This is a genomic window from Cupriavidus sp. 05L310, assembly GCF_056398185.1.
On the sequence record NZ_JBFTOX010000027.1, the window covers coordinates 62,644 to 76,510 of the forward strand.

Consider the following 13,867-nt stretch of genomic DNA (forward strand, 5'->3'; position numbering starts at 1 on the left):
TTTAAGGAGTCTTGCGGCCGGCGAATTGTGGGGGGAAGCCCATTGTAGGCCGCCGCGGCGGCAGCGGCTACGCGTGTTTGCCTGGGGCGGAATCGTCCGTCTGGCGCTCCGTGCCCGGCAAACCGGGCCCGGCCGCGACTGGCGTGGGTGCGATTGGATCGCCACCATGTTCTTGCGCGCCCCCCTGCATTTCAGGCGGCACTGCATCCACAGGCTCCGGCGTCGCGGACTGGCCAGGGCTGGCCTGCTCCGCCTGCGGCACCGCAGCTCCGGGCGCATCCGGCGCCTGTTCCGCCGCGCGTGCCGCAGCCAGTTCGTCGTCGGTCGGCGCGAACAGGCCCAGCGTCTCGGACTGGCGCATGCGCCGCAACACATCGAGGGGAATCGGGTCGGGCTTGCTGTAGTCGTCGATGTAGATATCGAGCCCGTCCATCACATTGAAATGCGGATCGGCAAACAAGGTCTTGAGCGCGGCGCGCTTGACGGTTTCGTCTACGCCGCGCGCCACGAATCGCGCGATGCTGTCGCCCGGCTGCAGCAAGGCGGCGTCGGCAAGCGTGGGAAGGGGCTCGGCCGGCGCGGCAGGTTCCACCTGCCACCGGTCAGCGGGGGCTGGCGGTTCGGCCGGCACGGGTGGCGCCGGCTCGGGCGCCAGCGGCTGCCCCTGGCGCGCCGCGGCCTTGCGGCGTGACCAGCGCGACAGGAAAGTGTCATCGCTCATGCGGTACCAGCCTGCATCAGTAGCGCGCCCGGTCCTCCGGCGCCTTGAACGATTCCGGGCGGCGGCGTTTCTTGGGCTCCGGGCGGTAATGCTCTGCCACGTAGGCGCGCAGCCAGTCGAGTTGCTCGGGCGCCAGCGGCACATTCTCGACGGTTTCGCCGGCATCGAGCCAGCGTCCGGCCTCGTTGTAGGAGAGTGTCACGGTGACCGGCAGCGGCAACGGCTCGCCATCGTCCGATGCGGGGACGGCGGCCTGGCCGCCCTCCTCCGCCATGCGCCAGAGCACGAACCAGCAGGGCGCGGTGGAGGTCAGGTTGAGGTAATACCCCTCCGCCTCATCGCGGAACAGCGTGACGCCGTAGCCTGGATACAGCCAGCGCGCGCCATGCTCGTCCTGCGCCAGGCAGTGCGGCACGGCACCGAACTCGCCGAGGTCGGGCAGGACGGCGTCGAGTTCCCATTTCCACGGTTGCCAGGGGCTGCGCAGCGCCACGCGGCGCATCACCACGGCCATGGTGACGCCGGGCCGGCCAGCGGGCACAGCATCTGCCCCGGTGGCCGGGATGCCTGCGGCGGGATCGGCTGGCGTGCCCATGGCGTTCAGGTGTTCTGCACCACGATGCTGGGGAACTTGCTGGTCATGTCGCGGGCACGGTCGGCCACCTTCACGGCCACCTTGCGCGCCATGGCGCGGTAAAGCTCGGCGATCGGGCTGTCAGGGTCGGACACCACAGTCGGGCGGCCAGTGTCGGCCTGCTCGCGGATCGAACGGTTCAGCGGCATGCTGCCGAGCAACTCCACGCCGTAGTCCTCGCACATCTTCTCGCCGCCGCCTTCGCCGAAGATATGCTCGACGTGGCCGCAGTTCGGGCAGCAGTAGACCGCCATGTTCTCAACAAGGCCGAGAATGGGAATCCCCACCTTCTCGAACATCTTCAGGCCCTTCTTGGCGTCCAGCAAGGCAATGTCCTGGGGCGTCGTGACAATCACGGCGCCCGTAACCGGCACTTTCTGCGACAGCGTCAGCTGGATGTCGCCGGTGCCCGGCGGCATGTCGACGATCAGGTAATCGAGATCGTGCCAGTTGGTCTGGCGCAGCAACTGCTCCAGCGCCGAGGTCACCATCGGGCCGCGCCACACCATGGGATTGTCCTGCTCGATCAGGAAACCGATGGAGTTGGCCTGCAGGCCGTGGCCTTCAAGCGGCTCCATGGTCTGGCCATCGGAGGACTCGGGGCGGCCGTCGATGCCGAGCATCATCGGCAGGCTGGGACCGTAGATGTCGGCGTCGAGCATGCCCACGCGGGCGCCCTCGGCGGACAATGCCAGCGCCAGGTTGACGGCGGTGGTGGACTTGCCCACCCCGCCCTTGCCCGACGCCACGGCGATCACGTTCTTCACGCCCGGCAGCAGCTTGACGCCGCGCTGTACGGCATGCGCCACGATCTTCATGCTGACGGCCACGCTGGCATTGGTCACGCCCGGCAGTTGCCGCAGCGCAGCAACCACCTGCTTGCGGATCGGTTCCAGCTGGCTCTTGCCGGGATAGCCCAGCTCGACTTCAAGCGACACATCGCCGCCTTCGACCCGAACGTTGCGGGCAGAGCGGGTAGACACCAGATCCCGGCCCGTGTTGGGGTCGATCACGGTGCGCAGGACTTCGGTAACCTGGTCGACGGTGAGGCTCAAGACAATCTCCGCTACTGAATATGGGGAAGGCGCGTACTGTATCAAAGTATGAGCGAAGCGCAGGCGGCAGGTGGCGCGCGGACGACAAGCCCCTCACGCGGGCGTGGAATTACACGCACTTACAACTGTCACAGCAACAGACTTGTGCACCCGGCTTCATCTCCTTATTGTAGTGCGCCAGGAACGCACGCCAGCGGAATACCGCCCGGACTCTTGTGTTCACGTGCCGTCCGCGTTATTTCTAGTGGTGTAGCTCACACCACTTCAACAATCATCTCAACAAGATCCGTCCTGAAGGAGAAAGCATGAAATTCAAGCTTGCCAGCCTTGCCGTTGTCGCCATTCTTGCCGCCGGCTGCGCTACAGAACAAGGCACGCAGACCGCGGTCGGAACCGGTGTGGGCGCTGCGGTCGGTGCCGGCCTGGGCAACCTGATCGGCGGTAACACTACCGGCACGCTCGTCGGCGCGGCGGTAGGCGGGGCACTCGGCGGAGCTACGGGTTACAACTGGAACGCGATCCGCGGCAAGCTGAACAAGGACACTGCCGGCACCGGGACCCAGATCACCGAGCAGCCGGATGGCTCGCTGAAGGTAAATATCCCGAGCCAGGTAACCTTCGACACCGACAGCGCCACCATCAAGCCCTCGTTCCGCTCGGTGCTGGACCAGGTTTCGCAGACCCTTGCCCAGCAACAGGACGTCTCCGCCACCGTGGTCGGCCATACCGACAGCACGGGCAATCCCAGCTACAACATGCAACTGTCGCAGCGCCGCGCGCAGAGCGTGGCGACCTATCTGGGTGACCGCGGCGTGGCCCGGACCCGCCTGGCAGCCGAAGGCCGGGGGCAAACCCAGCCCTTGGCGGACAACGCCACTGAGGCGGGTCGCGCACAAAATCGCCGGGTCGAAATTTATTTGAAACCAATTCAGCGATGATGCTGTCATAGAAACAGGTACCGCTTGTCACCGTTGCTGGCTCGCGATGGGTGGCTGACCTCCCGGGCGGTACCTGATTTCTCCTCCTTTTCCGTTGTGGAAAGCTGCGCCGGTACTAACCGGCGCTTTTTTTGCCCAGAAGTTTTTCAGTGCCTTTTCAGGCACTTACAGCACTCTCTTCCCGCTCCGCCCTGCCGGAGTGCACGCGCTGCCTGCCCCGCTTGCTAGAATAGCCCTCTCACGGTGCCCGCCTGATTCTCGCGGCGGCGCCCCCGCCTTACTGTCCAACCCCCTCCTGACCGGCAATTTTTCCATGACCGCACGTCGCATCCTCGTCACATCTGCCCTGCCATACGCCAACGGCCAGATCCATATCGGCCACCTGGTGGAGTACATCCAGACCGACATCTGGGTGCGCTTCCAGCGCATGATGGGCAACGAGGTGTACTACGTCGGCGCGGACGATACGCACGGCACCCCGGTGATGCTGCGGGCCGAAAAGGAAGGCATCACCCCCAAGCAGCTGATCGACCGCGTGTGGACCGAGCACAAGCGCGATTTCGACAGCTTCATGGTGTCGTTCGACAACTACTACAGCACCGACTCCGACGAGAACAAGCAGCTCTCCGCGAAGATCTACCTGGCGCTGAAGGCCGAAGACCTGATTGCCGAACGCGAGGTCGAGCAGTTCTACGACCCCGTCAAGAACATGTTCCTGCCGGACCGCTTCATCAAGGGCGAGTGCCCGAAGTGCGGCGCCAAGGACCAGTACGGCGACTCCTGCGAGGTCTGCGGCACCACCTACGTGCCCACCGACCTGAAGAACCCGTATTCGGTGGTGTCCGGCGCCACGCCGGTGCGCAAATCTTCCGCCCATTACTTCTTCAAGCTCTCCGACCCGCGCTGCGAAACCTTCCTGCGCGAGTGGGTGGCCGACCTGGCCCAGCCGGAAGCGGCCAACAAGATGCAGGAATGGCTTGGCGCCGAAGGCGAGGCCTCGACGCTGTCGGACTGGGACATCTCGCGTGACGCGCCCTACTTCGGCTTCGAGATTCCCGGGGCACCCGGCAAGTACTTCTACGTGTGGCTGGATGCGCCGATCGGCTACTACGCCAGCTTCAAGAACCTGGCCGAGAAGAAGGGCATCGATTTCGACGCCTGGGTAGGCCCGCATTCCACCGCCGAGCAGTACCACTTCATCGGCAAGGACATCCTGTATTTCCACACGCTGTTCTGGCCGGCCATGCTGCGTTTCTCGGGCTACCGCACGCCCACCAACGTGTTCGCGCATGGTTTCCTGACGGTCGACGGCGCCAAGATGAGCAAGTCGCGCGGCACCTTCATCACCGCGCAGAGCTACGTCGATACCGGCATGAACCCGGAGTGGCTGCGCTACTACTTCGCCGCCAAGCTCAACGCCAGCATGGAAGACCTCGACCTCAACCTCGACGACTTCATCGCACGCGTGAACAGCGACCTGATCGGCAAGTACGTGAATATCGCCAGCCGCGCTGCCGGCTTCCTGGTCAAGCGCTTCGATGGCGTGGTGGACGAGGCCGCGCTGGCCCACCCGCTGCTCAAGCAACTGCGTGAAGCCGCGCCGCAGGTGGCGCACTTCTATGAGGGCCGCGAATACAGCAAGGCGCTGCGCCTGGTGATGGAACTCACCGATGCAGTGAACGCGTTCGTCGACACCGAGAAGCCGTGGGAACTGGCCAAGGACGAAGCCAGGCGTGCCGCCCTGCACGCCGCCTGCTCGGTCTCGCTGGAAGCCTTCCGCCTGCTCACCGTCTATCTCAAGCCGGTGGTGCCGCAGATGGCCGCGGGCGTCGAGCGCTTCCTCAATATCGAGCCGCTGGACTGGCGCGGCATCGACAAGCAGCTGTCGGCCTCGCGTCCGGTGCAGCCGTACTCGCACCTGATGACCCGCGTGGATGCCAAGCAGGTCGATGCCCTGCTGGCCGCCAACCGCGATTCGCTGCAAGCCACCGCCCCCGCCGCCACGGCGGACGATGCCGCCGCCTCGATCGAGCCGATCGCCGAGACCATCACCATCGACGACTTCGCCAAGATCGACCTGCGCGTCGCCAAGATCGTGGCATGCCAGAAGGTGGAAGGCTCGAACAAGCTGCTGCAGCTGACGCTGGACCTGGGCGAAGGCAAGACGCGCAACGTCTTCTCCGGCATCCAGTCGGCCTACACGCCCGAACAGTTGGTGGGCAAGCTCACCGTGATGGTGGCCAACCTGGCGCCGCGCAAGATGAAGTTCGGCCTGTCCGAAGGCATGGTGCTGGCCGCTTCCGCGGCGGACGAGAAGGCCACGCCCGGGCTCTGGATCCTGGAGCCGCACGAAGGCGCGGTCCCGGGCATGCGTATCCGCTGATGTACCGAGGCGGTGAGGCGCGCCCGCGTTGATCCGCCAATGCCGCAACGGCGCCGGCGTCGATTGACGCCGCGCCGCCAGCAAGCCCCGCTGCCCGTAGTGGGCTAGCCGCCCTGCATCTTGGAGGGATCGTCGCTGCGCGAGGTGTGGGTTACCTTGCCGTCGGCGTTGAAATGCACGTTGAAGAAGGCCTTCTCCTGCGAGCTTTCCCACCAGCGATAGCCCCAGACCTCCTCCTTCTTGAGCGCGAAGGCTTCCACCTTGGTGGGCTTGCCCAGCAGGCGGCGGATGTCGTCGCGGCTCATTCCGGCCCGCACGCGCGCGAAGTTTTCCGCTGTCAGCACCTGCTCGACGGCGCTCACCTTGCCGTCTGCGCCGATCGTCACCATCCAGGTAGTGCCGCCCTCCGGCCCGCGCGGGTATTCGAGGCGGCGCCCGCCCCCATCCTCTTCCCAGACAATCTCCGGGCGCCCGGCCTGGCGCCGCACGTCCTCCTCGCCCGACTCGCCCACCACGATGCCCTTGAACAGCTGGCTATCGGGCTTGACCGAGTTCCAGGTAGAGCGCGCGGCATCACCCGCCTTCTTCATCGCTTCGTCGACCTTCTGCTGGTCGCACCCGAACAGGGCAAGCACGGAGGAAATCAGTCCCATGGCGGCAAGGCGTCGGTACGACGCGGCAGTATCTGAAGGGAGGCGATAGCGTTGCCCCTCAGGGCCGCGCAGGCGCGGCATCCGAGGCGGCACCGCGGGGGGCATCGTCGCCGGTTTTGCTGTTGATTTCATTGCTGCCATCGGTCTGGCTCCCTTCGGATCTGGCGCGGCCGCCCGCGCCGGTGAACAGATTGCCCCAACTGTCAAAGCGGCGGTTGAACAACAGGGACAGGCCACTGATCGAACCACCCTTGGCAACCAGGGACCAGCGCCGCGAGAATGCCCAGGTCAGCTTGAACACGCTGGAAGCACTGGTCAGGCTCTGCTCATAGCCCACCGAGATCTGCTCGGTCACGGCCTTGCCCACGCTTACCACCTGCTGGTCGTTAAGGCCCGCGGTACTCGGACCGATGGAAAACTCATCGATGCCGAAATGCTGCACGATTCCCTTGCCGGCACGCCCGCCGATCATCCCCAGCGCAGCGCCGCCCAGGGCCGCGCCACCCAGCTGCTTCTGCTGTCCGGCGGCGGCGGATTCGGCACCATAACCGAACATCAGCCATGACAGCTTATCCTCCTCCGGCACATTCGGCTCCGACACCAGCCTGACGCGCGGCAGGCGCACCGTGCCGGTCACCTCCACGCCGGCCTCCACCTCCTGGTTGCGGCGCATGGCGCGGATATTGATGTTGGGATTGTCCACCGGACCGTTGAAATTGACGATGCCGCGCTCGATGTTCAGCTTGCGCCCGAAGGCTTCATAGGTGCCGTCGGTCACGCGAATGGTGCCGGTGGCGCGCAGCGGGGTCAGCGGCGCGCTCTTGATGCCGAGCTGGCCGCCCAGGCGCAGGTCCGCGCCGGCCCCGCGGAAGCGGAAGTTGTCTCCCAGGTCGAGCGTGAGATCGATCAGCGGGCTGAAGCGGCTGGCCGGCCTGGTCTCCGGCACGGGCGTGGCGGCAGTCTTGATCTCGCGCTGGTCGCGGCGGCGCACCACCACCACGTCGTCGCCCAGCTCCGGGGCACCGGCCTTGGGCAGGTCGAACAGGCCGCTGTCCACGCGGAACTTGCCGCGTATCACGATCTGGCGGTTCTCGTTCACGATACTGGCATCGCCGGAAACGATCAGGGTGCGCTCGGGGCTGGCAAAGATCTGGAGCTTGTCGGCCACGATCTTGCCGGTCAGGTTGGGATCGGTCTCGCCCAGCTTCACGTTGCCGGTGGCCACGATCTTGCCGTCGCCGCCGCGGAATTCCACTTGCTTGAGCTCAATGGCGTTCTGATCGAGCGCGACGCGCACGATGCCGTCGGTCAGGCGGATGCCCAGGTCGTACAGCGTGATAGCGATGCCACTGCCGTCGATATTGCCGGTGAGCAACGGGTTGCCGACCGTGCCGGCAAGCTGCAGGGTGGCCGCCAGCTTGCCATCGAACGCGTATTGCGGCCCGGTGAACGCTTCCAGCGTCTTGATCTTCGGCACATCCAGCGACACCTTGCCCGCCAGCGCGGAAGCCGGCGTCACCGTCATCAAGCCCTGGTCCTGGAGCAGCCCGGCGGACGCGTCCACCACCAGCTTCCCGAGGCGCGCGGCTTCGACGCCGCCGCGCAGGTTGACGCGGCTGCCGGCAAACTCGGCGCGCAGCGCGCTCTCGCCAAGTCCCAGCGTGGTGAAGCCCCGACCCGCGCTCACTGAGACATCGCCGCTGCGGCGGCGCAACTCGGCGAAGCCGGAGGCGGTCTCGGCCAGCGTGATGTTCCAGCGCCCGTCCAGCACCAGGTCCGAGCGCACCGGCGGCGCCTCGCCGCTGAGCGCCTCGGCCAGGCGCAGCAGATTTGCCACCTGCAAGCCGTCGAGGTTGCCCTGCGTGCGGATGCGGCCATGATCGAACTCGAAACTGTCCACATTGACGCGGGCGCGCTCGAACTGCAGGCCGGCGGCGCCCAGCCGCACATGCTGGTCGGCCACCAGCAGCTGTGCAGGCGCTATCAGCCGCACATTGACGGTGCCGCGTTCTTCCAGGGTGCGGATGGTGCCGTTCCAGCCCGCCTGGCCCTGCCAGGCACCCTGCCCCGCCAGCGTCAGCTGCATCGGCTTGTCGTGCAGCGCGCCGGCCGTCTTCAACTCGAAGCTGTGCCTGGCCTGGGTGCCGCTGAGCGTCACGTCGAGCGTGTGCAGCGTGGCAACCGGGCCGCGATAGTCGCGTGCGTTCAGTTGCAGCGCGAGCGTGCCATCCAGGCCCCCGCGCAGCTCCGCGCTGCCGCTGGCGCTGGCGACATGGTGCGGGCCCACCACCAGCGACTGGGCGCTATAGGTGCCCACGATTTCCGGCCGCGCCAGGGTGCCGGTGACGTTGGCATCGAGCTTGAGCACGCCGGCCACGCCGAACTTGAGCCGCTCGAGCTGCGGCGCGTCCACGTGCAGCTTCAGGCGGTCGCCGCGCGCGCCGAAACTGCCACTGAGCTGAGCCTGGTTGCCGGCCATGTCAATCGTGGCCTGGCTCGGCAGCAGGCGCTCGCCGGCCAGGCGCAGCTTGCCCTCGCCGCGCATAGGCAGCCCCGCATAGACGCTGTCGCGCACCGAGAAATCGAGCCCCACGCGCAACTCCGGCGCAAGTGTCCCGCTGGCAGTGAAATCGGCATTGATGCGGCCGGGCGCCACCGTGGCGACGCGCGCGGGGTCGAAGTTGGTGAGCTTGCCCTTGAAGCTGAAGGGCTGCTCGTCCTTGAGCGAAAGCTTGCCCTCGGCGTTGAGCGTGCCCGAGCCGATGCCGGCGCGCAGCGCGGTCAGCGTCACTGCCTCGGCGTCCAGGCGCGCATCGGCGAACAGCTTGAACTCGCCGCCGGCAAGGTCCAGCGCCGCGCTCTGGCGGCCGGGCTCCAGCCGCAGGATCACCGGGCCGGACAAACGCACGCGCTTCAGGCTGCCATAGAGGGCTTGCGGGTCGAGGTTGCGCACGTCGAGGTCAAAGCCGCCGCGGCCCTCGTGCAGCGCGCCGCCGCCACGGATCTCGCCGCCACCGGCCAGTGCCACGCGCAGGTCGCGCACCGCCTGTGCCGTCTCGCTGACCTCGATGTGCCCCTGCACCGATTCCACCGGCAGGCGCTCGGCGTCGAGCTTGCCGGCGTCATGGTTGACGATGCGCACGTCGCCCGCTACCCGCAGGGGCGCCTCGTCGGTGGCGCCGGCGGGCTTTGCGCCGGCGGCGGAGGCGGGAACCGCCGATGCCGTTGCAACCGGGGCGCTGGCAGCCGCCGGCGAGGATGCCGCCGCTGCCGGTGCCGGTGCGCCCGCCCCGTCCACCGGCCGCAACTCGGCCTGCACGGACAGGTTGGCTTGCGGCGCCGAAGCGCTGAACAGGCGCGGATTGATATGCTCGCCGTTGACCACCACATGGGTGAACGGCACCTTGCCGAACGGCGTCAGGTCGGCCCCGGCGCGGCCGCGCATTCGATCGCCGCTGGCCTCGACTTCCGCGCGCAGGGCGGCGAGCGAGCCACGCATGCTGGCGCTGATGCTGAAGGACTCCTTCTCCCAGCTGCCCTCCAGCAGGCCCGCGCCGGTCAACGCGAAAGGCGCCTGGCCGGCGATCTGCGCATTGGCGGCGAGCTTGCCATACGGCGTGACCAGGTGTTCCACGCTGGCGCGATGGTGCTGCCCGTCGGAATGCAGCGAACCCGCCAGGTCGGCAAACACCATCTCGCTGGGCGTGGCCGGCGGCCCCTCCAGCAAGGCCAGGCGTGCCAGGGTGAGCGTATCCACGTCCACCGACAGCGGCAGCTCGAGCGACTTGGGCAGCGTCGCAGGCGCGCTGTCGGGCTGGGCCGGGGGCAAACGCAGCGTCACCGCACCGATGCGCAGCCATTTGACATGCAAGCGGGTCGGCGACCAGTTGAACGACCAGTCGCCATCGAGGCGGTCCACCGTCACGCGTGTCTCGCCGCTCGCGAACACCACATCGCGCAGGCGCAGGCCCTGGGCCACCGTGCCGCCCTCCAGCTTGCCGGACAAGGCGCCGTCGGACAGCCGCGTGGCCATTGACCATAGCTGGCGCGTACCCGCCTCGGTGCGCAGGGCCAGCGCCACGGCCGACAGCGCCGCCAGCAGCAGCACGAGCAACACCGCCACCAGCCACGCCAGCCAGCGCCAGACGCGCCCCCGGCGCGGACGCGCCGGTCCGGGTGCGCCAGCATCGCGGGCGGGAACGGGAGGCATGTCGGGGATACTCATGCGGCAAACGCCTTGCGGCTGCGTGGACGGGAGGCGCCGGCCTGCCGGCAGGGTCGCATCGCCATCAGAACGCAACTCCAAGTGAAATATGCGGGCGGAACTGTGTCTCCTGGATGCCGTAGCCGATATCGAGCTGCACCGGCCCGACCGGGCTGCGCCAGCGCGCCCCGATACCCACGCCGTTGTAGAGCTTGACGCCCGTCAGGTTGTCGGTGGCGGTCCCCACGTCCCAGAAAACCGCGGCGCCCCAGTCGGGCAGGAACCAGTACTGGTATTCCAGGCTGGCAGTGCCGAGGTATTTGGCGGGCAGCACGCTGGCGCCGTCGCGCGTGCCGATCGACTGATAGCTGTAGCCCCGGATCGAATCGGTGCCGCCGGCGCGAAAGCGCAGCGAGGCCGGCACCTTGGTGACGTCGCCTCTGGTGATATCGGCGCCCAGTTCCAGCCGGGCCACCACCAGGTCGCGTTTGCCCACCGGGATGTACTGGCGGATACGGCCGTAGACACGGAAAAAGGTCTCGTCGCTCAGCACGTGCTGGGCCGCCACGCCAACCTGCGTGTTGATGACATTGCCGCGGCGCGGGAACACCGGGTTGTCCACGTCGCGCCGCGTCCATGCGAAAGCCGGCACCAGCGCCCGGCTGAGCTGGTTCGGCTCGCCGAAGGGCTGCAGGTTGTCGTAGTAATAGTCCAGCGAGATGGTGGTGTCGTAATTCTCGCGCGAGCGGGAGCGCTTCAGGCCGGTGCGCAGGCTGGTCAGGTCGGTGCTTTCCAGGTCGATGGTGCGTTCGTAGCTGCTGTAGACGCTGTTGCGGTACGTCCTGCTATCGGGCGGCATGGCCATCTCGGCGAAAACGTACTGGCGTTTTTGCTCGATGCGTGCCTGCGAGTCGAACACCCAGGCACGGTTGAACAGGTTGTAATAGGAATAGCGGCCTTCGACCTGGGCGCCGGTATCGGTGGTGTAGCCCACGCCGCTCGAGAGCCGGTTGACGGGATACTCGCGCACGCGCACATACACCGGCACGGTGACCTTGTCGGCGTTCATGTCGACCTTTGGCTCGGCGTCGCTGGCCGTGCCCGCCTCGGTCACCTTGCCCTGATCCGTCGACTCCTGCTGGCCCAGGTCGATCTGCACGTTGGAAAAATAGGGCTGGTTCTGGATTGCCCGCTGGAATTCCAGCAGGCGCTCCACGCGGTACGGCTCGCCCTCGTACAGCGGATTGACGTTGCGGATGATCTGCTCGGGATAACGCCGCAACCCGCTGATCTTCAGCGGTCCCATGCGGTATGCCGGGCCGCTGGCAAAACGCGCGCTGAGGTCCGCCGCATGTTCGTCCGGCTCGACGCGCGCCTGCGAGCCGGTCATGCGGGCGCCGTAGTAGGTATGGCTCTGCAACTCCACCAGGGCGTCCTCCTTGGCCTTGGACCAGTCCGCCTGCCGGAACGGCTCGCCCACCGGCAGGCCCCATTTGGCCCGGATTTCGGCAATCTGCTCCGGCGACTGGGTGGCGGCGGGGCCGCTCACGCTAACGTCGACCGCACGGATCACGGTGCGCGCGCCAGGGTCCACCGTGATGGTCACGGTGCGCTTATCGCCGCTGCCTTCCACCTTGGCGGTGGTCTGCGGATCGAAATAGCCTTCGGTGGAGGTGAACTGGCGGACCTGCTCGCCAACCGTCTCGACCATGTAGTTGAACTGGTCCGGCGAGATGTCGTCGCGCGCGCTGTAGCGTGACAGGTCCAGGTGGTCTTGCAGGATTTCCTTGATCGCCTTGGGCGCCTCCACCTCGACCTTGTAGGCGGCAGCGGCCGGCCCCGCGGACAGCGCCAGGGCCGCCAGCAACGGACACGCCAGGCGGCGCAGCGCGGCCGCCGCCCCCGGCTCTGCGCCGGAGGCGGCGACAAAGCCGGCGGGCCTGGTACGCGGGGTCCCTGGATCCATCCTCATCGATTGGTGCACGTCACGCAAAGTCGATATTTGACCACACCCGGGCGGCCAGCCTGCCCGATGGCGCCAAAAAGACCCCCCCGGGCGGCCGCGCATCAGGGGTGTGGGATCAAAATGGCGGAATCGCGTGCAATCCCGTTACTGACCCTGCCAATACGGTAAAATCCGGGCTCGTTCGACAATTCCCCACTGTTTCCCGTCATGGCTCTCTACGAATCGGATATCACCCAGTTCCTGAAGTCGCTCAAGGATGAGCGCCCTTCCCTGGAAGCGGAACAACGCCAGGGCCGCGCCCTGCTGTGGGACAAGAGCCCGATCAATCTCGAAGAACGTGCCCGCGCCGACGCCTCCCGCGTGGCGCAGAAGCCTTACGTCTATTCGCTGGACTGAAGCCGTACCCGCCCCCTCGAGCGCCCGCCCCTAGATGAACCAGAGCGAGCAGGACAAGCTGAAGCCGCCGATCGAGCTGCCCAGCGTGGCACCCGGACAGGACTCCACGCCGGCCGCCGTCGACGGCATGGCCTTCGCGCGCCTGTATGGCGAGCCGCTGTTCAAGCTGCCCCAGGACCTGTACATCCCGCCGGATGCGCTGGAAATCTTCCTGGAAGCGTTCGAAGGGCCGCTGGACCTGCTGCTCTACCTGATCCGCAGGCAGAACTTCAACGTCCTCGATATCCCGATGGCGCAAGTGACGCGCCAGTACCTCACGTATATCGACCAGATCCGCAAGAGCAATCTTGAGCTGGCGGCCGAGTACCTGCTGATGGCGGCCATGCTGATCGAAATCAAGTCGCGCATGCTGCTGCCGGTGAAGAAAAGCGACAGCGACGAGGAAGAAGAGGATCCCCGGGCCGAACTGGTGCGCCGCCTGCTCGAATACGAGCAGATGAAGCTGGCGGCCATGCGCATCGACCAGGTGCCGCAGCTCGGGCGCGACTTCCTGCACTCGCAGGTCTATATCGAGCAAAGCCTCGCGCCGCGCTTTCCCGATGTCGAGGTCGTGGACCTGCAGGCCGCCTGGGCCGACGTGCTCAAGCGCGCCAGGCTCAACCAGCACCACAAGATCTCGCGCGAGGAATTGTCGGTGCGCGAGCACATGAGCCATATCCTGCGGCGCCTGCAGCATACGCGCTTCATGGAATTCAGCGAGCTCTTCGACGAAGCCGTGCGCTCCGGCAAGGGCGTGCCGGTGGTGGTGGTCAACTTCATCGCCATGCTGGAGCTCTCGCGTGAAGCCCTGGTGGAGATCACCCAGGCCGAGCCGTTTGCGCCGATTTATGTGCGATTGGCGTACATTCCCAGCTAGG

The 13,867-nt window shown here is 66.7% G+C and carries 10 protein-coding genes; 4 read left to right on the forward strand and 6 right to left on the reverse strand.

What is annotated here, in order from left to right:
- Positions 1 to 67 precede the first annotated feature (67 nt).
- Genes AC1DS6_RS20160 through apbC form a run of 3 tightly spaced genes read right to left on the reverse strand, consistent with a single transcriptional unit; the run spans position 68 to position 2,410 of the window.
- Complete coding sequence (locus AC1DS6_RS20160) at positions 68 to 721, reverse strand: DUF3306 domain-containing protein (RefSeq protein ID WP_477102993.1); 654 nt, start codon at positions 719 to 721, stop codon at positions 68 to 70.
- 16 nt (positions 722 to 737) lie between these two features.
- A complete protein-coding gene (locus AC1DS6_RS20165; protein ID WP_441635531.1) occupies positions 738 to 1,316 on the reverse strand; it encodes a DUF3305 domain-containing protein in 579 nt (192 codons plus the stop codon).
- A 5-nt stretch (positions 1,317 to 1,321) separates the two neighbouring features.
- On the reverse strand, positions 1,322 to 2,410 hold the full coding sequence (apbC, locus tag AC1DS6_RS20170; protein WP_035863737.1) for an iron-sulfur cluster carrier protein ApbC: 1,089 nt from the start codon (positions 2,408 to 2,410) through the stop codon (positions 1,322 to 1,324).
- 305 nt (positions 2,411 to 2,715) lie between these two features.
- Here apbC and AC1DS6_RS20175 point away from each other — a divergent pair, with 305 nt between their 5' ends.
- Positions 2,716 to 3,348, forward strand: a complete 633-nt coding sequence (locus AC1DS6_RS20175; RefSeq protein WP_035863736.1) for a YiaD family glycine zipper/OmpA-like lipoprotein — start codon at positions 2,716 to 2,718, stop codon at positions 3,346 to 3,348.
- A 313-nt stretch (positions 3,349 to 3,661) separates the two neighbouring features.
- The gene (gene metG, locus AC1DS6_RS20180; RefSeq protein ID WP_477102994.1) at positions 3,662 to 5,731 is read left to right on the forward strand and encodes a methionine--tRNA ligase; all 2,070 of its coding nucleotides are present in this window, start codon (positions 3,662 to 3,664) and stop codon (positions 5,729 to 5,731) included.
- Positions 5,732 to 5,835: 104 nt separating this feature from the next.
- On the opposite strand, the gene bamE is transcribed toward metG, so the two are convergent.
- The 3 genes from bamE to AC1DS6_RS20195 form a co-directional block, all read right to left on the reverse strand.
- Positions 5,836 to 6,384 (reverse strand): outer membrane protein assembly factor BamE domain-containing protein, encoded by a 549-nt coding sequence (gene bamE / locus AC1DS6_RS20185; protein ID WP_441635526.1) that lies wholly within the window; start codon positions 6,382 to 6,384, stop codon positions 5,836 to 5,838.
- A gap of 58 nt (positions 6,385 to 6,442) precedes the next feature.
- The gene (locus AC1DS6_RS20190) at positions 6,443 to 10,609 is read right to left on the reverse strand and encodes a translocation/assembly module TamB domain-containing protein (protein ID WP_441635524.1); all 4,167 of its coding nucleotides are present in this window, start codon (positions 10,607 to 10,609) and stop codon (positions 6,443 to 6,445) included.
- Between the two features lie 64 nt (positions 10,610 to 10,673).
- The gene (locus AC1DS6_RS20195; RefSeq protein ID WP_441635537.1) at positions 10,674 to 12,554 is read right to left on the reverse strand and encodes an autotransporter assembly complex protein TamA; all 1,881 of its coding nucleotides are present in this window, start codon (positions 12,552 to 12,554) and stop codon (positions 10,674 to 10,676) included.
- A gap of 207 nt (positions 12,555 to 12,761) precedes the next feature.
- Here AC1DS6_RS20195 and AC1DS6_RS20200 point away from each other — a divergent pair, with 207 nt between their 5' ends.
- Complete coding sequence (locus tag AC1DS6_RS20200) at positions 12,762 to 12,950, forward strand: DUF3460 family protein (RefSeq protein ID WP_035863727.1); 189 nt, start codon at positions 12,762 to 12,764, stop codon at positions 12,948 to 12,950.
- 34 nt (positions 12,951 to 12,984) lie between these two features.
- Positions 12,985 to 13,866: a segregation and condensation protein A gene (locus AC1DS6_RS20205; RefSeq protein WP_035863726.1), complete on the forward strand. Its 882-nt coding sequence runs from the start codon at positions 12,985 to 12,987 to the stop codon at positions 13,864 to 13,866.
- Position 13,867: the final 1 nt, after the last annotated feature.

Excerpts from the sequence above, each read along its gene's own strand:
- AC1DS6_RS20195 (WP_441635537.1), bottom strand. The coding sequence starts at position 12,554 with ATGGATCCAGGGACCCCGCGTACCAGGCCCGCCGGCTTTGTCGCCGCC.
- metG (WP_477102994.1), top strand. The coding sequence starts at position 3,662 with ATGACCGCACGTCGCATCCTCGTCACATCTGCCCTGCCATACGCCAAC.
- AC1DS6_RS20190 (WP_441635524.1), bottom strand. The coding sequence starts at position 10,609 with ATGAGTATCCCCGACATGCCTCCCGTTCCCGCCCGCGATGCTGGCGCA.
- AC1DS6_RS20160 (WP_477102993.1), bottom strand. The coding sequence starts at position 721 with ATGAGCGATGACACTTTCCTGTCGCGCTGGTCACGCCGCAAGGCCGCG.
- AC1DS6_RS20175 (WP_035863736.1), top strand. The coding sequence starts at position 2,716 with ATGAAATTCAAGCTTGCCAGCCTTGCCGTTGTCGCCATTCTTGCCGCC.
- AC1DS6_RS20165 (WP_441635531.1), bottom strand. The coding sequence starts at position 1,316 with ATGGGCACGCCAGCCGATCCCGCCGCAGGCATCCCGGCCACCGGGGCA.
- AC1DS6_RS20205 (WP_035863726.1), top strand. The coding sequence starts at position 12,985 with ATGAACCAGAGCGAGCAGGACAAGCTGAAGCCGCCGATCGAGCTGCCC.
- bamE (WP_441635526.1), bottom strand. The coding sequence starts at position 6,384 with ATGGGACTGATTTCCTCCGTGCTTGCCCTGTTCGGGTGCGACCAGCAG.
- AC1DS6_RS20200 (WP_035863727.1), top strand. The coding sequence starts at position 12,762 with ATGGCTCTCTACGAATCGGATATCACCCAGTTCCTGAAGTCGCTCAAG.